Origin of the sequence: Granulicella cerasi (assembly GCF_025685575.1) — a bacterium.
Classification (GTDB): Bacteria; Acidobacteriota; Terriglobia; order Terriglobales; family Acidobacteriaceae; genus Granulicella; species Granulicella cerasi.
In genome coordinates this window covers 36,316-57,219 of the sequence record NZ_JAGSYD010000005.1, presented here as the reverse complement: position 1 = coordinate 57,219, position 20,904 = coordinate 36,316, and the positions used below count along the sequence as shown (strand labels likewise).

Sequence of the window (20,904 nt, the reverse complement as noted above, 5' to 3'; positions counted from 1 at the left end):
GGGGCTTCTTGTGGTGGTGAGCAGGTTTTAGCGGCCGCGCGCCAGCTTCTGCTTGGCCTGTGCGGCTTCCGGCGAGCTTGGGAAGCGCTGTACGAGCGCCTTCAGTTCGCGGGTAGCTGCGTCGCGCTGACCCATTGCCGTCAGCGCTTCTGCCTTGTGCAGATGAGCGGCCGGGATCTTGGCGTTGTTGGGGTACTGCTCGAGGACCTTGTCGTAGTCCTTGATGGCCGACGACGGCTTGTTGCCGCGCAGGTTCATCTCGCCAAGGTAGAAGTAAGCGTTGCCCGAGAGATTGTCATCCGGGTAGGCCTTGATAAGGTCCTGAAACTCGCCGGCGGCGAGGTTTGTCTTGCCCGACATATAGTCCGAGTACGCGCCGCGATAAAGCTGACCCGAGCTGGGACCGGCCACCGGGGCAGTCTTCACCGCCGGAGCCTTGCTGCCGTTGTCGGCGGGCATCGGGATCGCGCTACCAGCGGCGGGGGAGTTGTCCGCTGCGGGCGGTGGCGTCGCGGGGCCCGCGGGAGTGGCGCTTCCGCCACCGGTGGCACCGGGCATCGACTGCAGGATCGCGTTCGATTGCTGCTGCTGGCTCTGGATGTCGCCGAGGGATTTCTCCATGCGCATCATGCGGGCCTTCAGCTCATCGAGCGAGTCGTTGAGGGACTGGATCTGCCCGGCGAGCTGATCGTTCCTGGCCGCCGAAGCCTCGGTGGTGTTCTGCATCTGCTGCTTCAGGCTGTTCACCGAAGCGGTCATGCGGTTCACGCTGTCTGCCGTCTGCTGCACGAGGTCTTTCAACACACCCATGCGTTCGTCGTTGGACTGCTGCAGCCGTGCGACGGCGTCCTGCAGTTGCTGGATCTGCGTCTGCAGTTGGACCATGTCTTTGTTGACCGCATGGGCGGGCATGGCGGAGCCCGCGACCAGCAGCGCGGTGCCAAGAGTGGCGATGCGCAAGGATGTCTTCATAGTTCCCCTTGAAAAGCTACAACGCTAAAAAGCTACAACGCGAGCCGCTGTGGAAGCAGGCTCGCGTTGAGGTCATACGAAACGGCGAGCCGCGGGTTAGCGGTCGACGGTGAACTGGGCGCGGCGGTTCTGCTGCCAGCAGGACTCGTTGTCCTCGGTGCAGAACTGACGCTCCTTGCCGTAGGAGATGACGCGGATGCGGTTCGGAGCCACGCCTGCCGAAACCAGCGCGGTCTTGGCGGAGTTCGCGCGGTTTTCGCCGAGCGTGATGTTGTACTCAGCCGATCCACGGTCATCGCAGTAGCCGCCGATGAGGATCTTCACGCCAGGATGCTCGGTGAGGTAGTGCGCAGCTGACGAGACGCTGGTCTGGCCTTCGGGCGAAAGCTCGAAGCTGTCGTAGCCGAAGAAGACATCCGGCACAGCCGCGTGGAAGGCTGCGTCCGTGACGTTGGCCATATCGTTAGGATCGCCGCCGGTGGACTGACCTGTGGTGACCGGCGAAACCTCAGGCACGCGCACGGTGACGCGTACGTTGGCTTCGACCGTGCCTCCGTCACCCTTGGCCACGAGATGGAAGTTGGTTGAGTTGGCCGGGCTCACGGTCTGGGTGCCGTTGATCGGCACCTGGCCGATGCCGTCGATCGCAACGCTGGTCGCGTTCGTCGTGCGCCAGTTCAGCACCACGGATTGACCGAGATCGATCGAGAGCGGATCAGCCGTGATCGAAGCCGTCGGCGGCATCACGTAAACCGTCGGAGCGCTGGTGTCCGGTGGTGGGAGCTTCGGCTTCTTGTGGCAACCGGTTGCCATCGCCATCAATGCTGCACTCAGAATCGTGGCTTTCGTAATTACTTGCCAACGCATCATGTTCGTCGTCCTCACGCCATCAGTCTAGTTGAAATCGGTAAAAAAGATCGTTGCTTAGTGGGTACTCCAGTTGGGCATATCTGCGCCCGAACCGGTGAGTGCATGTTTTTCCGTGCCGTCGGCAAGCATCGACATGATGCGCGCGTGCTCGGCCTTGCCATCAGGGGAGTTTGCGTAGGTGATGTGGCGTCCGTCCGGGCTCCACGAAGGGAAGTCGCAGCGACCACCGTCGTGGGTGAGCTGAATCCAGCGCTTGCTGGCGATCTCCATCACGTAGATATCCTGTCCGCCGGGCGCGCCAGGGCCGTACTTGCGGTCCCAGGCGAAGGCCACGAACTGACCGTTCGGGGACCAGCTCGGCGAGGTCGCATAACCTCCGTCGGTGAGACGCTGCACGCCCGAGCCGTCGGAATCCATGATGTAAAGCTGCGGCAGGCCGGTGCGACCGCTGATCCACGCGAGTTGCGCGCCGGTCTTCGGGTTCCAGGTCGGCGACACGTCCGGTCCGCGGAAGCTGGTGATCTTGTGCGCCATCGAGCCTTGCGGATCGCTGACCCAGATTTCCGGGTCACCTGTGCGTGAGCTCGAGAACGCGAGCTGCTGGCCGCTCGGCGACCATGCCGGCGACAGATTCGTGCCTCCCACGGAGGAGAAGTTCACCAGTCGGCCGAGGAGCAGCGAGTACATCTTGATCTGGAAGCCATCGCGACCGAGCGTGGAAAATGCGATGCGCGAGTTGTCCGGCGAGACGCGCGGCGAGAGGCTCACCGTGCCGAGATGCGTGATCGCGTGCTGGTTTGCGCCGTCGTAATCCATCTCCCAGATTTCCTTCGTGCCACCGCCGGAGACCTTCACGTAGTAAATCTTTGTTTCGGCGATGCCGGGGATGCCGCCGCCGAGACGGAAGATGATTTCATCGGCGAGACGATGAGCGATCTGACGCGCCATATCTTCGGTCGCGTTCTCGCGGTACTGCTTGGCGAAGACCTGTGGGTATTGCGAGTTCTTCGCGTCGAAGAGGAAGCCGTTGACGAGGATCTTGCCGCCGGCCACCGTGAAGTTGCCGAAGGTGACCATCGCGGCGCTGGTCGGAGCCGCAGACCACTGCGCGAGATTGATCTCTGCAGGCAGACCAGGTGTCGATTGCGGGTTCATCGACTTTGAAACGAGATCAAAGATTCCCGCGTTCGCGAGGTCGGCGGAAAGCGTGCCGTCGAAGGAGTGCTTCAGCGCGTCGGGCTGGCCCTTGAAGTCTGAGACCGCAAGGCGAATGGTGCCTGCGCCGTTGTCCTGGCGAATCTTGAAGGTGTCCTGCGCGCGAGTCGTCGCGGCGCTGAGAACAAGCGTCATGACTGCCAGAATTCCGGTGAGTTTCTTTCTCGATTCAAACATCGTTGCCATCTTATGGACGAGCGCGGTGGATATTTGTCGCGTTGCGATGTAACTATTTTTCTCGACGATTTTACGGGTGACCATAGACGAAGGTGTCCTCCACGGTAATGGAATCGCGGCCATCTGGCAGCGGTCCGAAGGTGTCGATGCGCTGGAGAGCGCGCTTGGCGGAAAGATCGAGGGACGGCGAACCGCTGGAGGTTTCGACGCGAATGTTGGAGGGCGTTCCGTCACGGTCGATGTCGAAGACCATCGTGACCTGACGGCCGGTGGAAGAGCGGGGATCGGCCTCGCCCTTGTACCAGTTCTCGCCGACCTTGCGGCTGACGATGCCCACGTAATACGCGTAGCGAGCGCCGAAGGTGCGATCGAGGATCGTGGCGGTAGCGGTACCGTTGCCGACAGGCGTCGTTGACGATGCGAGCTGCACAGCCGATTGCGCGTTCGTGGCCTTATTCGTGGGCTGGGGAGGCGTGGGCTGCGGATGCTTCGGCGGAGCAGGCGTCTCTACGGGCGCAACCTTCTTCGGTTGCGGCTTCGGCTCCTTGGCCTTGATCAGCACATCGGTCGGCTTCGGCGGCGGTGCGGTGGCTTCCTTGGGCGGGGGCTTCGGTGCGGGGCTGGTTTCTTCAGGCGCGAGCACCTGGTCCTTCACCGGCGGGGCCTTGGTGGGTAAGGGAATCGCCGAGACCATCGATGCCTGAATGGCGCCAAGCTCGGCTTTGTCCGCACCCCACTCTTCGTGCTTTTTGAAGTGTCCCCAGATGCCCCAGGCGGCGATGCCTCCGAGCAACGCAGCATGAAGCACTACGGCCACGATCATTCCCTGGCGGAAACGGTCGTCACCGGAGTCGTGGCTGAGCTGTTCGTTTACGTGCATCGTGCGGGGAGGCTCGTGGTTTCGCGGACTAACGTTTAGCGTTCAATGGGCTGCGTGACGATAGAGATGTTCGTGATGCCGGCCTGCTTCACCGCATCCATCACCGAGGCGAAAGCACCGAAGGGCACCTTCTGGTCTGCGCGAACGTAGACGGTACGTCGTGCATCGCCCTTGGACTTCAGGATCTCCGGCAGATCGTTCACGTTTAGCGGCTTGTCGTCGAGAAAGACGTTCTGGTCCTTGTCGATGGTGATGACCTGGCGTTCTTCGGTGAGCTGGTTGACGGTGCGCGTCTGCGGCACAGCCACTTCCACGCCCGACTGCAGCACCGGCGCGGTCACCATGAAGATGAGCAGCAGCACGAGCACCACGTCGACGAGCGGAGTGATGTTGATGTCCGCGAGCGCCGTCTGCGTGCGTCCCTTGGCTCCCGTGAAGGCCATAGCTAGTACGGCCTCCGGTCATCGCGCGGATCGAGGGGACGCTGCTCGTTCACCAACGCCTGTGGCGCGGTGAGTGCGGCGTTCTCGATGGCGTTCAGCAGCTCGCGGCCGAAGTCATCCATGCGCGAAGCGAACTCACGCAGTCGTGCGGTGAGCTGGTTGTAACCCATCAGCGCGGGAACCGCGACGACGAGGCCGGCGGCGGTGGTAATCAGCGCCTCGGAGATACCCGGGGCGACCGCGCGCAAAGTAGCTGCGCCCGCTGTGCCGAGTCCGTGGAAGGCGTCGATGATGCCCATGACGGTGCCGAAGAGCCCGACGAAGGGCGCGACCTGCGCGATCGTTGCCAGCCACGTCATGCGTGACTCCATGATCGTCAGCGCTTCGCTGGATGCGGTCTGCGCTGAGCGCTCAAGAGCTGCAGGGTTCGGCGGTGTGCCGCGTCCGCCGCTCTGGCGCTGGTACTCGTCGGTGATCTCGTGGAAGACCGAGACGAGCGGGCTGGGCCGGAACTGGTCCGCGACCGCAGCGATTTCGCTCAGACGTCCGCTCTTGCGGAACGCGCGCACGAAGCGCTTGTTCTGCGTGTCGGCGTCGTTGAACGCGCGCCACTTGGCGATCATCACTGCCCACGAAAACAAGCTCATCACCAGCAGCAACACGAGCACGGTAAGTGCCATGGGGCCGCTGTTGTGCAGCATGTCGAGCAGCGCGCTCGAGTGGGCCTTGGTGACCGGTGGCATTGCTGCCGGGTCGGTCGCCGCATCCTGTAGCCAAAGCATCGCAATGGAAAGCACAGCCGTAGTCATCTCCCTCGCAGTCTATCGTGAGACGCAAAGGAAGCTGAGGAAGGAAGCATCAAGCGTGGTGCATTGGGTAACCGTGTGAAGTACCGCCTTTCCTTCGCCTCGTCTGCTATCCTCTCGGCACGATGCTGCTGGAACTGCGCGCCGAAAACTATGCCGTGATTGACCACGCGGTGGCCGTGTTCGGCCCGGGTCTGAACCTTTTGACCGGTGAAACCGGCGCGGGTAAGTCGATTCTGATCGACGCACTGGCGCTGTTGCTTGGCGGCAAGGCCTCTTCCGACTGGGTGCGCCACGGTGCCGACAAGGCCGTTGTTGGCTGTGTTTTCGAGTCGACGCCCGGGGCAGAAGACATTCTGGAAGCGAATGGCGTAGATCCCGAAGGCGATGAGATTCTTTTGCGCCGCGAGATCGGTTCCAACGGCAAGGGCCGCGTCTTCATCAACAATCAGCCCGCGACGGTCGCGGTGCTACGGCAACTCGCCCCTGAACTTGCGCTGGTTCATGCGCAGTCGGAAACGCTGACGAGTTTTGACGCCGCACAGCAGCGGCAGTTGCTGGACCGCTATGCTTCGATCACGACCGAGGCCTGCGCCGAGGCGTTCGCGCGCTGGCGTGGCTTGCAGGACCAGATTGACGAACTGCGTTCCGCCGAGCAGGACCGCCTGCGACTGCTCGATCTGTGGAGCTTCCAGGCGAAGGAAATCGCAAATGCGGCGATCGTCGACGCGGACGAAGACGCCGGGCTGGAGACCGAAAAGCGTGTGCTCGCGAATGCTGAGCGGCTCTTCACCGGCGCGAACGCCGCTCAGGAGTTGCTCTACGAAGCGGAGACCTCGGCGGAGTCGTTGCTCGGTGCAGCGATTCGCCATGTCGATGATCTCGCGCGCTTCGACCCGCGTTTCACGGCAATTTCGCAGCAACTGAGCGAGGCGAAGGGCTCTGTGGAAGACGCTGCGGCGACTTTGCGCGACTTTGCTGGCGGTGTAACGGCGTCGCCCGAGCGACTGGAGGAGATTGAAGATCGTCTCGCCGCGCTGGACCGCCTGAAGCGCAAATACGGCTCGACCCTGGCTGAGGTGATCGCGTTCCACGATGACGTCGCGCAGAAGCTCTCTGACCTCGAAAATCGTGACGCGCGCCTGGTTGAGTTGGAGAAGGAACTCGGCGTTGCGGCGGATGCTTATCGCAAGCAGGCCGACGCGCTGACCGAAGCGCGTTCGGCGGCGGGGAAGAAACTTGCAAAGCTCGCGGAGAAGCAGATCAACGATCTCGCGATGAGCGTGCGGTTTGGCGTCGAGATTCACTCGAACACCGAGCCTGTAGGGTGGACGGCGAACGGCTGGGACACCGTCTCCTGCCTGATCGCGACGAACGCGGGCGAACCTCTGAAGCCCTTGACCGAAATCGCTTCGGGCGGCGAAATGTCGCGCGTCATGCTCGCGTTGAAGGTGTCGGTGGAAGAAGGCGCATCGTCGGCGCGGAAGAAGAAAACTCCGCTGCCGCGCACGCTGGTCTTTGACGAAATTGATATTGGTATCGGCGGCCGCGCGGCGGAGGCTGTCGGCCAGAAATTGAAGATGTTGGCGGCGGGCCAGCAGGTGCTCTGCATCACGCATCTGCCGCAGATCGCCGCGTTCGCCGATCAGCACTTCCTGATCGAGAAGGAAACGCGCAAGGGCCGTACGCACACGGGCATCCGTAAGATTGAGCGCCCGGAGCGCGTCGAGGAGATTGCGCGCATGCTGTCCGGTGCCGAGCTGACCGAGACTTCGCGCGCCCATGCGGAGCAAATGCTGAACGCTTCGGCGTGATCAAAACAGTCAAAGCAACCGGGAGTAGGGTCTACGGCCTCTGAACGCGCAACGGCCGCATTTTGGTCGATGCCGCGTCAAGGAGATTCGTCCGATGTCCGATAGCCCCAAGAAGTGTGCCCACCCCGCCTGTTCGTGTACCGTAAGCGGCGACTCGAAGTTCTGCTCGCAGAATTGTGAAGATAGTAAGGACGTTACCTCGCTCGGATGCGACTGCCACCACGCAGGCTGCTCTGGCGATAAGCTCTAACTCCACCCGAAAAGTTCAGCAATGTGCGTCTTGTTGCGAGGGAATGGCTCTGCACGTCGCGGGGCCGTTTCTCTTTTCGCTCCATCGCAATTTGCGAGGTGCGGATAGGGTTTGGTTCGTCGTGTTTGCATCAAAAATGGGGAATCGGCGGTATACTTAGGGGGTGAGCCCCGCTATCCTCGAACCGACCGCCAACGCCCCCATCGACAACCAAGCCGACACAAAGCGTGTCCTTCTGCTTAAGCCACGCGGCTTCTGCGCGGGTGTAGTGCGTGCAGTGGACATCGTGAAGATTGCGCTCGAGACCTTCGGCGCGCCGATCTACGTCCGCAAGGAAATCGTGCATAACCGCTACGTGGTGGACGATCTGCGCCAGAAGGGTGCGATCTTCGTCAACGAACTGGACGAAGTGCCGGAAGGCAAGCGCGTGATTTACTCCGCGCACGGCGTTTCGCCAGCGGTGCGTGAGCGTGCCAAAGAACGCGGCCTGAAGGTCGTAGATGCGACCTGCCCGCTCGTCACCAAGGTCCACATCGAGGCCATCAAGTTCGCCAAGCAGGGCTACTCGCTCGTGCTCGTCGGTCATCGCGACCACGAAGAAGTTGAAGGCACGCAGGGCGAGGCACCGGATGTGACTCAGGTCGTTTCGACGCCGGAAGAGGTCGAAGCACTGATCGTTCCCGATCCGAACAAGGTCGCTTATCTGACGCAGACGACGCTCTCGCTCGATGAAGCGGCGACCATGATCGACGCGCTCAAGAAGAAGTTCCCGAACATCGTCGGACCGCACGCGCAGGACATCTGCTATGCGACCGAGAACCGCCAGACTGCAGTGAAGAACGTCGCGCATGGCGCGGATATCGTTCTCGTCGTCGGTTCGCGCAACTCCTCGAACTCGAACCGCCTTGTGGAGGTTTCGCAGAACCTGGGTACGGTCAGCTATCTGATCGACAAGGCTGAGGACATCAAGCCCGAGTGGCTGGATAGCAAGAACACGGTAGCGATCACGGCTGGCGCTTCGGCTCCTGAAGTTCTGGTGCAGGAAGTGGTGGAGTACCTGCAGAACAAGGGTTACAACTCGGTGGAAGAAGTAGAAGTGATGCCTGAGAATGTGCGTTTCGGCCTACCGCCGGAGATCGTACAGGCCATCGCTGCCGCCCCGAAGGTTGACCAGCAGCCGACCGCGTAAGTTTTGAGATTTCCACGATTTGAACCCATGCCCCTGAGCGGGCATGGGTTTTCTCGATAAAAACAGGATTATTGGATGAGCGCGACGCAACCGAAGTTTGGACGCCTGGATCTCGGCCTGGATAAGGTCGAAGACGGCATTCGCCGATCGGCGGAATGGCTGCTGGGACAGCAGCATGAAGATGGTTACTGGTGTGGTGAGTTGGAAGCCGATGCCATGTTGGAAGCTGACTACATCTTCCTCCACGCACTCTTCGGCACGGGCGACGCCGGCAAGCTCGAACGCGTTCGCAATGAGATCCTGCGCCACCAGAACGACGATGGCGGCTGGAGCCTCTACCCCGGCGGCCCTTCGAACGTGAACTACGGTGTGAAGTGCTACCTGGCGCTGAAGCTGATGGGGCACACGGCGGAAGAACCGCTCATGCAGAAGGCACGTGAGTCCACGCTCGCGCTGGGTGGCGTGATCGCCTGCAACACCTTTACGAAGATGTACCTCTGTGCGCTCGGCGCGTATGACTACGACTCGGTGCCGGCAGTACCGCCCGAGATCGTGCTGTTCCCCGACTGGTTTTACTTCAACATCTACGAAGTGAGCGCATGGTCGCGTGCGATCCTCGTGCCGTTGTCGATCATTTACGCGAAGAAGCCGTTCAAGAAGCTGCCGCCGGAACAGGGCATTGACGAGCTTTACGTGGGTGGCCGCGAGAACGCGAACATGCGTCTTCGCTGGGACAAGAGGCACTTCTTCTCGTGGCGTAATTTCTTCCTGCTGACGGACCGCCTGGCGCACTGGGCGGAGCGTGTGCACCTGCGTCCCCTGCGCAAGATGGCGCTGAAGAAGGCGGAGAAGTGGATGCTCGAGCACTTCGAGAAGTCCGATGGCCTCGGTGCCATTTATCCGGCCATGTTGAACGCGATCATCGCGCTGCGCGCACTCGGGTACTCCGAAAGCGATCCGCAGGTGATCCGCGCGCGCGATGAGTTCGAAAAGCTCGGACTGGATTTCCCGCAGGGCGAGCCGAATTATCCGACGCCGACGATGCGCATGCAGCCCTGTCTGTCGCCCGTCTGGGACACCGCACAGATCGTTGGCCCGCTCGTCGAGGCTGGTATCTCCGACAAGGACCCGCGCCTGGTGAAGGCGGTTGACTGGTTGCTGTCGAAGGAGATCCGCTACAAGGGCGACTGGTACCACAATGCAAAGGTCGAAGACCCTAGCTGCTGGTGCTTCTTCCACAACAATGATCATCAGCCCGATTGCGACGATACTGCCGAAGTGCTGATGGCGCTGAAGGCTGTGGAGGGCTCGCGCGGACGCTACCAGAACGAGGCCGCTGAGCGCGCGATCGAGTGGCTCTTCTCCATGCAGTGCAAGAACGGCGGCTGGGCATCGTTCGATAAGGACAATACGAAGAAGGTCTTCGAGTCGATTCCGTTTGCCGACCACAATGCGATGATCGATCCGCCGACGGTGGACATCACCGGTCGCATTCTGGAGATGCTCGCGGGCTACGGCTACACGCGTCGCGACGAGCGCGTGGAGAAGGCGATCCAGTTCATCTTCAAGGAGCAGGAGATCGACGGCACATGGTTTGGTCGCTGGGGTGTGAACTACCTCTACGGCACCTTCCTCGCACTGCGCGGACTGCAGGCGATGGACGTCGATTACCTGGAAACGCCGGTCCAGCAGGCCGTCGAGTGGATCCGCATGGTGCAGAACTCCGATGGCGGATGGGGCGAGACCTGCGGCACGTACGACAATCCGAACCTGCGTGGCGAGGGCGTTTCAACGCCGTCGCAGACCGCATGGGCGCTACTTGGCTTGCTCGCAGGCAACGATACGCGCTCGGACTCGGTCGCAAAAGGCATTCGGTGGTTGATCAACAATCAGCAGGCCGATGGCGGATGGGAAGAGCTTGCGGAGGGCCGCAACGGTGAAAGCCACTACACCGGAACGGGCTTCCCGAAGGTCTTCTACCTCGGCTATCACCTGTACAAGCAGTATTTCCCGCTGCTGGCGTTGACGACGTACAAAAAGGCGATTGAAGCTGCTTCTGCGGAAGCGTAGAACGTAACGAAATTCATTCAGTCGAACGGAGACGAATGCTGGACGTTCATCCCCCGGAGCACGCCGCGCACTCGTGGCGTGACTTCTTTATCCATATCGCCACGATCGTCGTTGGTTTGATTATCGCGGTGGGCATCGAGCAGAGCGTGGAGTGGCTGCACCATCGCCATCAGCGCGCGGAACTGCGCGAAGCGCTGCATGTCGATGCAGAGAAGGCAATCGCAGACTGCGAACGCGTGCATCACTTCGCGGTCGACGAGTCAGCGGCGCTGGGTGCGCGTATCGGACAGGTGCAGGCGGCGATCAAGACGCACCAGCCCCTGGCCGCCGCGGCAGCGCACACCGCACAGGACTGGGATGAGCCCATTGCGCCGGCCTGGAAGGCAGCCCTGAGCAGCCAGCTCGTGCACGTGCTGCCGCAGGACGAGATTCAGGCGTTCTGGGAAGTGGATGCCGAGGTGGACACGCTGCAAAGCCTGCACTGGCCGATGAACAACGCCCGTCAGCGCGTGCTGGAGATTGAGAGCAAGGATGGATTCGTCGGCAACGCCCCGGTGGCGGCGACTCCGGCGCAACTGGACGAGTATTTGGACGCGCTGGTGAAGGCCCGCAGCGAGGTGGAGCGTTTCGATTCATGGGCGGGCGGCCTGCGTGGCGCCGAGGGAGCCATTCTGCGCGGGGAACATGATCTGGACAAAGTACAGGCCGCTGAGCGGCAACCCTGGTAGTTCACCAAGGTACCCCTGCATCGTCGCAATAGCGGTGCACATCTAGTAAACTAGAGAGAGCAACCAAGGAGCCCGAAACAGCATGGCCGTACCCGTATCGCAAGCGTTCACCGTAATGTCCTACGTCCTGAAGCAGAAGCTGAAGGGCCGCAAGCGTTACCCGCTGGTGCTGATGCTGGAGCCGTTGTTCCGCTGCAACCTTGCCTGCGCGGGTTGCGGCAAAATCCAGTACCCGGCACACATCCTGAAGGCTGAACTGACGCCCGAGCAGTGCTGGGCCGCTGCCGAGGAGTGCGGCACGCCGATGGTTTCCATCCCCGGCGGTGAACCGCTGCTGCATCCGCAGATGCCGGAGATCGTTGCCGGTCTCGTAGCGCGCAAGAAGTACGTGTACATGTGCACGAACGCGCTGCTGCTGAAGGAAAAGCTTCACCTCTTCAAGCCTTCGAAGTACCTGTCGTTTTCGGTGCATCTCGACGGCGAAAAGGAGCACCACGACTTCGGTGTTTGCCGCGAAGGTGGCCACGATATCGCGATGGAAGGCATCCGCGCTGCGGTCGCTGCGGGCTTCCGCGTGACAACGAACACCACGCTTTTTGATGGCGCTGACCCCAACTCGGTCCGTCGCCACTTTGACCAGATCATGGAAGCTGGCGTGGAGAGCATGATGCTCTCGCCTGGCTACACATACGATAAGGCCCCGGATCAGCAGCACTTCCTCGGTAAGGCGAAGTCGCGTCGTATGTTCCGCGCCATCCTGTCGAACCGCAAGAAGAGCTGGGAGTTCAACACGCACCCCCTCTTCTCCGAGTTCCTGATGGGCAAGCAGGACTTCGAGTGCACGCCCTGGGGCATGCCGACGTACTCCATCTTCGGTTGGCAGAAGCCTTGCTACCTGCTGCAGGACGGATATGCCGATACCTTCCAGGAGCTGCTCGATGCCACGGAGTGGGAGAACTATGGCGCGAAGAGCGGCAACCCGCGTTGCGCGAACTGCATGGTGCACTCGGGCCACGAAGCTTCGGCGGTCGATTACAACTTCAGCTCGCTGAAGGGTTTCATCCAGACAGCGAAGCGCTACATGTTTAAGCCGACCTACGACGATGCGGACGCGATGAAGCTGCTCAACGAGTGGCCGAAGACCTCGCATGGCCCGCTGGTGCAGATCGACAACGCTGCTTCGACGAACGTTGTGGTGAAGACGACTGTGCAGGAATCATCGGCTGTTTCGGGCGACTAGTCTCGCTGGATGTAGCAGGATTCATAGAGCGCGAGGCCGCCGGTTTCGCGCTCTTCATTTGAAAGAAAAAGGCAAGGAAGACGATGGCGACCGACCAGCAGGAACACCTTAAGATCGAGCAGCTTCAGCACCAGTCTCAGGATGAGATCGAAGTCATCGCGGGCCGTGAGCGTGAAAACCTCGAAGGCTGGATTCCGGCGCTTGCAAGCGAAGCCGAAGTGCGCGATGCGCTCGAGAAGGCGTTTGACTATCGCGGCGACGTGACGATCACGCGCAAGGATGGCTCGGTGGTGGAAGGCTATCTCTACGACCGCCACTCCGCATCGACGCTCGAGACTTCGGTCGTCCGCATCATTCCCACGCCCGCGAAGGGCGCGACCACGACCGCAACGCAGCGCGTCATGGTTCCGTACTCAGAGATCGCCGCACTGAATTTCAGCGGCCGCGACACCGCTGCTGGCAAGACCTTCGAAGCCTGGGTGAAGAAGTACTGGGAGAAGAAGGCTGCCGGCGAAAAGAACATTCAGATTGAGCCCGAGAAGCTCGACTAGTTCGCGATGAAGCTTTTCATTACAGGCGCTACGGGCTTTGTTGGCTCCCATGTAGCTCAGTTGGCCGCATCTCAGGGCGCGCAATTGCGTCTGCTGGTGCGGCCTACGTCTGTCACGAAGAATCTGCCGAAGGATGCGGAACTCGTCACCGGCGATCTGCGCGATCCTCAGAGCTTCGCGTCTGCGCTGCAAGGTGTGGACGCGGTGCTGCATGTCGCTGCGGATTATCGCTTGTGGGTGCCCGACCCTGCAGATATGTACAAGGCTAACGTCGATGGCACGCGTGAGTTGCTGCGTCTCTCTCGCGAAGCTGGCGTACGCCGCGTGGTTTACACCAGCTCTGTGGCGACGATGGGCTTCAAGACCGATGGCACGATTGTCGATGAGACAACGCCTGTAGGCGAAGCCGATATGATCGGCCACTACAAGCGTTCGAAGTGGCTGGGTGAGCAGGAAGCGTTAGCTGCCGCGCGTGCGGGGCAGAATGTCATGATCCTGAATCCGACGACGCCGATCGGGCCGTTGGATACCAAGCCGACGCCGACCGGCCGCATCCTGGTGGACTTCCTCAATCGCAACTTCCCAGCGTATGTCGAGACGGGTTTGAACCTCGTCGATGTCGAAGAGATTGCACGGGTGCATCTTGCGGCGCTCGAGATCGGTCGTCCGGGCGAGCGATATATTCTTGGTGGCGAAAACCTCACGCTCAAGCAGATTCTCGACAAGCTGGCTACGATCAGCGGGCTGCCCTCGCCGAACACGAAGGTGCCTCATGCCGTAGCGATGGCGTACGCGTTCTTTGAAGAGACCTTCACCGGTAAGCTGCGTGGCAAAGAGCCTCGTGCGACCGTCGAAGCTGTGCGTATGGGCAAGAAGATGATGTTCGCTTCGTCGTCCAGGGCCGAGCATGAGCTTGGTCTGCGCGTGATGCCAGTCGATCATGCCTTGCAGGCGGCCTGTGCGTGGTTTGTGGCGAACGGATACGCGCCTGCGCCCCCGAAGTCTCTCCTCTAGCTACGTCTCTTTGCGCACATTGCGTTCAAAAACATTGCGTACTTTGCGTGAAAGCTTTCGCTTGCGTAAGCGAAGAACTTGGACGCAAAGTACGCAATGTTGGAGACGCAGGTATGCGAAGTTACTCGGGGCGGAAGCCTGCGAGTTTCATTGCCTTGAGGACTTCAGGGTTCTTCATAAAGGTGTTCCAGACGAAGCCTGTGCGCAGGTTCTCCGCCATTACGATGCTGATGCCGAGATCGATGCCGAGCACGTCATCGTCATACCAGTTGGCGTCTGGGTGGAAGGCGTCGCGGAAGCCATAGCGTCCGTAAACCTTGTCACCGTATTTCGCCTTGAGGGACTTCTGCACGCGCATGCAGGCGTCGGGCACAAAGGGAAGCGAACCAGCGCTCGCATACGGCACAACGGAGCCGTCGACCGTGCCGAGCTTTGGCGGACCGCCCCATGCCTGATAGCCGTTTGCGGAGTCTGAAGCCGAAACGCCCCAGTAGTCTTCCGAGTACGGCTTGCCGAGCGAGATGCACCAGGCTTCGTGCGCCTTCGTTGCGATGGCGGAGTTCTCGAAGTAGTTCGCATACTTGTCGCGCTTGTTACGGAAGTCGAACCAAGCGTGGCTGTACTGATGCACGAAGAGCGGGTCGTGCGAGGAGATGTACTTATACTCACCGAACTCCATCACAGGGCGGGTGAAGGCGTCCCAAGCGCTCGGCTCGACAGGATGCGTCGGTGAGCCCATCGCGAGCAGCACCATCATCATGAGCTCGCAATAATGATCCCAGCGGGAATTGATGAATTGGTTGTTGCGATAACCCATCGCGAAGGTGGTGCCGCCGTTTAGCATCCACGGCCACTCGACGCGGTTGTAGATTTCGGTGGCGAGCTTTTGGACTTCGGCGTCCTGCTTGAAATGCTCGCGTGCCGTGAGCACACCGCAGAGCAGCAGCGTGGTGTCGATCGGTGAGATCTCGCTGCCCTGATACGGATAGCCGGTCTCGACGTCGTTGAAGTGCGAGAGGAAGCCGTGCACGGTCTCCATCTTGTGGGCGTGGAAGCGCAGCGTTGTTCGCACGCGCTCGAGCAGTTGCGCATGCGGCATATAGCCGCGCTTGTCGGCGATGCAGAATGCCGTAAGCGCGAAGCCAGTGCAGGCGATGCTCGCCATGGGCCGCGAGTCGATCTTGCCCGTAGTGTTGTCCCAACGAGCGCGATCGAGCACCTGGCCGGTCTTCGGGCTAGCCTGCTCCCAGAAGAAGCGCATCGCCCGACGTTGCATGTCGTCAAGGAATGCATCGTCTTCGCTCGAGAGCGAAGACGATGCGTGAGGAACGATTCCAGCGCCGCAAGCGAGCGAAGGAAGAAGGGGAGCGGCAGCAGCGCCTGCGAGGTAGCGGAGAAGTTCTCGTCTCTGCATGAAGAGTCCTTACTTGGTGAAGACGAGGACAGCGAGTCCTTGTGCGGGAACGGTGACGTCGAGCGTGTCGTGCGTGAGCTTTACGGCTTCAGGCGCGGCCATCGCTCCTGCCTTCTGTAGACGATCGATTTGTGCACGCGTGAGCGAGCCCTGCGGGCGCCCCATAGCGTCGAACTCCTTGAGCGCGTTGCCGTGGTTCCAGTCGACGCGCCAGAGCTGCGCAGTCTTTGATGGAGCATTCTTCACATCGAGATGGAAGACCTTGTCCGGGCCTGCGGGGCCGGTCGGCATCGTGTACGTCGCACCGGTGCCGATGGGCGCAGCATAGTTCCACAAAGCGATCGAAAGCTCATTGTTCGCGGTCGTTGCGAGCGCAGAGTCAGACGCGACCGCAATCCGATTGACGCCAAGCCGATGCAGTGCGCGGAACGCGTTCAGCGATGCCTTCGGAATGTTGTCTGCTGCAACGAGACCAAAACCGCCATAGAACGGTGTACGCACCACGCCTTGCTCTTCGAAGACATCCGAGAACGACCAGTAATCCATGCTGTCGGTGAGGCCATCGCAAAGGCGAATGTTGTTCGCCAGCCACGCGCCGATGTAGGGCGAGTCCGTGACGTTCGGCTCGTTCGCGTACGATGCGTTGTACTCGGAGAAGATCAACGGCATCTTGGGATACGGCGATGCAAGGATCTGCTCGTGCACCATCTTCACCGCGCGATAGACCATCGTGTCGCGGGGTACATTCTCGTTCGTGCCGAGAACATTATCCGCAGTGTCGTTCGCGTAGACGTGCGTGGAGACAAAGTCCGCAGGGACGTTCGCGTCCTTGAGGTGCTGCAGAAATTTGCCGACCCATGCGGCCTGCGCAGTAGCAGGGCCACCGATTTGAATGCGCGGTGAGACCGCCTTCAAGGCGCGTGCTGTATGGTCGTAAAGCTCGAAGTAGGTCGCCTGCTTCGGCTCACCGCCCCAGAAATCGAGGTTCGGTTCGTTCCACGTTTCAAACTTCCAGGTGGCGACTTCGTCGATGCCATAACGTGCGATGACGTGCTGCGCGAAGGCCGTGATGAGCTTGTCCCACTCGGCGTAATCCCTTGGCGGCGAGACGATGGGCTTGTACCAGAAGGGATGCAGCTTGTTCGGATCGGCAGCGAGCTTCTTCGGCATGAAACTTAGCTCGACGAAGGGGCGAACGTTGTTCGCGAGCAGGCCGTCGTAGATCTGATCAAGATACGAGAAGTTGTAGTCGCCCGAGCCGTCAGTGACGACATCGCTGCTCTTCATTTGCGCGAAGGCAACGGTCTTGCGATCCGGGTCATAGATGCCGACTTCGTCGTTGAGAATGCCGTGGAAGCGGACGGACTTGAAGTCAGTGGCTTGCTTTACGGTGCGGAGGTCCTGGCGATAGCTGTCGCGCAGGGCGAGGATCGCGCGTCCGGAGCCGAAGGTCTGCTCCCAGAAGTGGGGGAAGGGCGTGGTCGCAGCTTTCGCATTGATCGTGATGTTTTCGGCCTGCTGCGCGCTACTGAGCGCGGGAGCGGCGAGGGTCAGGCAGACAAGAGTGGCGGCGAGCAGTTTGCGTGGATGCATGGCGGAAGTCCTCAGTGGATCAGATACGGCGTAAAGAAAAGAGCATGTCGGCGATGTTCTGGCCGACATGCTCTTGGTCGTGCATGGTTGTGATCGCTCAGTTAGAAGCTGAAGCGAGCCGTGAAGGAAAGCTGACGTCCGCTCAGCGCCGTGACGTCGGTGCCGAAGTTCGAGAGCGTGATGTTGTTGTTCACATTGCTCGGATTCAGATTGAGCAGGTTAAACACGTTGAGAGCATTGGCGCGGATTTCGAGGTTCGCCTTGTCGCCGAGGAGACGGGTGTTGGGCATGCCGAAAGCCTTTGCAATCGTCATGTCAACGTTGCGGTAGCTCGGTCCAGTCATCTGATTGCGACGTGCGCCTGCAGCAACAGGAAGCGACACATTCGGGGTGACCGCAGCGGTCTGGCTCTGCCAGGTGAGCGCGTTGGTCTGGTCCGGAATGTTGAAGTAAGCGTTGTCGTATGCGTACGGTGTGAGGGCAGTACCGTTGATGGTCTTCGTTGGCGCGTTCGCAGCACCCGCTGTTGCGGCAGCAGCATAGTTGTTGAAGTTCGTGCCGTTGATGAAGGAGTCGTTGCTCTGGCTCTTTCCGGCGCCACCCTTGTAATAGGGGCGAATGGTGGAGTAACCGCAGTTGTTGCAATACAGCGAAGACGGCAGGCTGTAAGTCGGGCTCCAAGGGAATCCGGTGTGCCAGCTATAAATGCCGCTGACCGACCAGCCGCCAGCAATCTTCTCTACCCAACGCTTGTCGCCGTGGAAGAAGACAGGCTGCCAGGTGCCGAACACCTTTGCGCTCTTGTTGATGTTGAAGTCCGACGGGCCATAGGAGCTCGCGGGGCTAACAGGGTAGTAGGGATCCTCGTAATAGGGACCCGAACCATCGGTGTCCATGCTCTTTGCCAGTGCGAACTGAGCGTCGAGCGAGAGGCCGTGGTTCATGTTGCGCTTGGCTTCGAGGAGAAGGGAATTGTTGTTCGCCGAGCCGTCATTCACCCAGTAGTCGCCGCTTGTGACGAGTTGATTGAGCGTGTAGCCGCGAGTGACAGCATAGGAGTTCGGTGTCATGTGGTTGATGAGGTGGCGGGAAACGCTACCTTGATAACCAACCGAAGCCACGATCTGTGCAGGCAGTTGATATTGCGCATCGAGTGAGTAGTGCTCGACGTAGATAGTTGGCAGGTTGCCCTTACCATCACCGAAGGCAATGATGTTCGCGCTGCCTGCTGTCTGAAGACCGTTCGTGTTGAATGTGGTCTTCGCGTGCGGGTTAGCGGGATAACCAGTCAAGCTGGTCGGGCTGCTCGAGGTTGCGTAAAGGATGTTCGCGCCCGTTCCCGGGGTCGAGGGGTTGGTGAACGCGAAGTTGTAGTAGGTCGACGCGCCCGGGTTATAGGACGTGTTCGCCGTGATGGCAATCTCATTCTGGTTAAACGAGAGACCGTATCCGCCGCGAATTACAAGCTTGTTGTTGAACATGGACGGAGCCCAATTGAAGCCAAGCTGGGGTCCGAAGTTCAACTTCTGCGGGTTCCACAGACCGCCGACCTTGGCGATGCGGAGGTTCTGCCAGCCCGTGGTGCCGTCACCGATGCGTACGGCATTCAGATCGTTCTGCTTGTCGGTGAGCGCACCGAAGTAGGAGTAGCGCAGCCCTGCGTGGAGGGTAAGGGTGGGCATCACCTTCCAGTCGTCCTGAAGGAATGCACCCCAAAGGTTCTCACGCTGGTCCTGACGCGAGCCGCCGGGGATACCGGTGAGCGGGTTGAAGTTACCCGATTCGGTGTCCGGTGCGTCGTTGAGGAACGTCCACATGTTGTAGAAGCCGTAGTTCGGAACTGCCGTCGGCTGCTGCAAATAGTGGAGGCTGGTTTCATCGGCACCGAACTTGATCGTGTGTGCGCCGAGAGTCTTGGTCGCAACATCCTTGTACGAGATCGTCCACTGGTTCAGATGGCTCGGAACCGAGGGGCCGAACTGCGACGGGGTCGCACTACCGAAGGCGGCGATGTTGGCAACTGGCAAACCAAGCGGAAGCTGAGGATTGTCCGTGATCTCGTTCCAGCGCCAGCCTGCAACGTTCGCACGTGCTTCGTTCACAAAGGTCGGATTGAAGGTGTGGTTCCAGATCCCTGCCATGGCTTGGTTGATCTGGTTGTGGTTATAGAGCTGGTAGGTACGAGTACCACCACTATATGTCGTGCTGCCCTGGGGAACCCAGTACATCGTGAACGACACATGGTCACGGCTGGTGACGTTTGCATCCACACGGCCTGCGAACTGGCGATAGTAGCTGTTCGTAGGGTTCACGGTGTTGTAGAGTGCGACGTCGGCGATTCCGTCGAGACCGTTACCTACGCCTGGGGCGGAGGGTAGACCAGTCGCAGTGGGATCTTGATTCCCGAGACCATTCGTAAGTGGCGAACCGAGATCGAGACCGCCGGCGACCGTGCGGCAGGTTACGCCTTCGGCCAAGCCAACCTGTGCACTGGTGCAGGAGGGCTGTGATGCGAGTGTTCCCTGTGGGGCGTTGCCCGGGAAGGTCATGTAGGTTCTGGCAATGCTGCCTGCCGGTGCCGCGTTGCGGAATGCTGCGGTTTCATACCATGCTTGCGACTGCGTGTTTACAGACTTTGGGCTGCTCTCGAAAGCGAAGAAGGCGAAAACCTTATCCTTCCAAAGCGGGCCACCGAGCGAGCCACCGTAGTAGTTGTACTGGTTGTTATTGCGGATCGGGGTGATGCTGCCATCATGGGCTGGGTCGATGCGGCGATTGTACGCATTCAGACCGGGGCGGTAGATGCTCAGGAAGGCTGAGCCGTGGAGTTGGTTCGTACCAGACTTGGAGGTCACCAGCGTCTGTGCACCAGCAAAGCGACCGTCTTCGGCGTCGTAATCATTTGTCACGATGCGGATGTTATCGACAGCCTCAGGCGTCGGCGTGATGATGGTCGTACCGCCCCATACTGCCGAGACCGTGCTGATACCGTCGATGGAGACCGCGTTGTTCTGGTAGCCCTGACCGTTGGAATTGACCTGAGCACCGTTCTCTGTGGGACGTTGCCCTGCCGTCGAACCACCGGGGCCTTGGTTGCCGGGTTGCGTGTAAACACCGCCGCCTGCCGACTGTGCACCGGTCGCTACGGCACCGGGAGCCAACTGGCTGAGCGTGAACACATCTCCGTTGAAAGAGGGCATGTGCTGAATTGTGTTTGCCGAGATGGTCGCACCGATGTTCGAGGTCTGCGTGTCGATCACTGGCTCCGAGGAGGCATCAACGTTTACAACCGTGTCCGTTCCGCCGAGGTCAAGCTGCACCAAGAGCGAATTGGCCTGCTCGGGGATGAAGGTGAGGTCGCTGTAGACCTTCTTCTTGAAACCTGCACCAGTGACGGTGAGGACGAAGTGGTCCGCGGGAAGAGCCTGGAACGAGAAGACACCAGATGCATCGCTGTTGATCGTGCGGACCTGGTTGGTCTGAATGTCCTTGAGCGTCAAGGTGACGTTCGGGATGACGGCGCCCGACGGATCGGTCACCGTGCCCTGAATCGAGGTACGGAATTGCGCATGGGCGACGTTCACCGAGCATGCCGAGAGCGCGATGGCTCCCAATGCATACATCGCGGGACGAAGCCGGCGTCCGTAGATTGAGATGTTCTTCATGTACTGCCTCCAG

At 60.4% G+C, this 20,904-nt stretch carries 16 protein-coding genes; 7 read left to right on the top strand and 9 right to left on the bottom strand.

Going from position 1 to position 20,904, the window contains the following annotated elements; all coding sequences use genetic code 11:
• Nucleotides 1-27: 27 nt before the first annotated feature.
• From OHL11_RS15400 to OHL11_RS15375, 6 genes are all read right to left on the bottom strand, one after another.
• Nucleotides 28-972, bottom strand: a complete 945-nt coding sequence (locus OHL11_RS15400; RefSeq protein ID WP_263372426.1) for a tetratricopeptide repeat protein — start codon at nt 970-972, stop codon at nt 28-30.
• Between the two features lie 96 nt (nt 973-1,068).
• Entirely contained in the window at nt 1,069-1,842 is a 774-nt protein-coding gene (locus tag OHL11_RS15395; RefSeq protein WP_263372425.1) for an OmpA family protein, read from the bottom strand.
• Nucleotides 1,843-1,896: 54 nt separating this feature from the next.
• Nucleotides 1,897-3,234, bottom strand: coding sequence for a Tol-Pal system beta propeller repeat protein TolB (gene tolB, locus OHL11_RS15390; RefSeq protein ID WP_396269970.1), 1,338 nt, complete (start codon nt 3,232-3,234; stop codon nt 1,897-1,899).
• Between the two features lie 70 nt (nt 3,235-3,304).
• Nucleotides 3,305-4,114 (bottom strand): energy transducer TonB, encoded by an 810-nt coding sequence (locus tag OHL11_RS15385; protein ID WP_263372423.1) that lies wholly within the window; start codon nt 4,112-4,114, stop codon nt 3,305-3,307.
• Nucleotides 4,115-4,149: 35 nt separating this feature from the next.
• Nucleotides 4,150-4,557 (bottom strand): ExbD/TolR family protein, encoded by a 408-nt coding sequence (locus tag OHL11_RS15380; protein WP_263372422.1) that lies wholly within the window; start codon nt 4,555-4,557, stop codon nt 4,150-4,152.
• 2 nt (nt 4,558-4,559) lie between these two features.
• On the bottom strand, nt 4,560-5,366 hold the full coding sequence (locus OHL11_RS15375) for a MotA/TolQ/ExbB proton channel family protein (RefSeq protein WP_263372421.1): 807 nt from the start codon (nt 5,364-5,366) through the stop codon (nt 4,560-4,562).
• A gap of 122 nt (nt 5,367-5,488) precedes the next feature.
• Between OHL11_RS15375 and recN the strand changes: the two genes are divergently transcribed.
• From recN to hpnA, 7 genes are all read left to right on the top strand, one after another.
• On the top strand, nt 5,489-7,177 hold the full coding sequence (recN, locus tag OHL11_RS15370) for a DNA repair protein RecN (RefSeq protein ID WP_263372420.1): 1,689 nt from the start codon (nt 5,489-5,491) through the stop codon (nt 7,175-7,177).
• A 413-nt stretch (nt 7,178-7,590) separates the two neighbouring features.
• Nucleotides 7,591-8,616, top strand: coding sequence for a 4-hydroxy-3-methylbut-2-enyl diphosphate reductase (locus OHL11_RS15365; RefSeq protein ID WP_263372419.1), 1,026 nt, complete (start codon nt 7,591-7,593; stop codon nt 8,614-8,616).
• Between the two features lie 75 nt (nt 8,617-8,691).
• On the top strand, nt 8,692-10,686 hold the full coding sequence (gene shc / locus OHL11_RS15360) for a squalene--hopene cyclase (protein ID WP_263372418.1): 1,995 nt from the start codon (nt 8,692-8,694) through the stop codon (nt 10,684-10,686).
• Between the two features lie 35 nt (nt 10,687-10,721).
• Nucleotides 10,722-11,414 (top strand): hypothetical protein, encoded by a 693-nt coding sequence (locus tag OHL11_RS15355; protein WP_263372417.1) that lies wholly within the window; start codon nt 10,722-10,724, stop codon nt 11,412-11,414.
• 82 nt (nt 11,415-11,496) lie between these two features.
• The gene (hpnH, locus tag OHL11_RS15350) at nt 11,497-12,654 is read left to right on the top strand and encodes an adenosyl-hopene transferase HpnH (RefSeq protein WP_263372416.1); all 1,158 of its coding nucleotides are present in this window, start codon (nt 11,497-11,499) and stop codon (nt 12,652-12,654) included.
• Nucleotides 12,655-12,737: 83 nt separating this feature from the next.
• Nucleotides 12,738-13,205: a hypothetical protein gene (locus tag OHL11_RS15345; protein ID WP_263372415.1), complete on the top strand. Its 468-nt coding sequence runs from the start codon at nt 12,738-12,740 to the stop codon at nt 13,203-13,205.
• Between the two features lie 6 nt (nt 13,206-13,211).
• On the top strand, nt 13,212-14,219 hold the full coding sequence (gene hpnA / locus OHL11_RS15340) for a hopanoid-associated sugar epimerase (protein WP_263372414.1): 1,008 nt from the start codon (nt 13,212-13,214) through the stop codon (nt 14,217-14,219).
• 121 nt (nt 14,220-14,340) lie between these two features.
• On the opposite strand, the gene OHL11_RS15335 is transcribed toward hpnA, so the two are convergent.
• The 3 genes from OHL11_RS15335 to OHL11_RS15325 form a co-directional block, all read right to left on the bottom strand.
• A complete protein-coding gene (locus tag OHL11_RS15335; protein WP_263372413.1) occupies nt 14,341-15,633 on the bottom strand; it encodes a glucoamylase family protein in 1,293 nt (430 codons plus the stop codon).
• Between the two features lie 9 nt (nt 15,634-15,642).
• Complete coding sequence (locus OHL11_RS15330; protein WP_263372412.1) at nt 15,643-17,226, bottom strand: GH39 family glycosyl hydrolase; 1,584 nt, start codon at nt 17,224-17,226, stop codon at nt 15,643-15,645.
• Between the two features lie 101 nt (nt 17,227-17,327).
• The gene (locus tag OHL11_RS15325; RefSeq protein WP_263372411.1) at nt 17,328-20,891 is read right to left on the bottom strand and encodes a TonB-dependent receptor; all 3,564 of its coding nucleotides are present in this window, start codon (nt 20,889-20,891) and stop codon (nt 17,328-17,330) included.
• Nucleotides 20,892-20,904 lie beyond the last annotated feature (13 nt).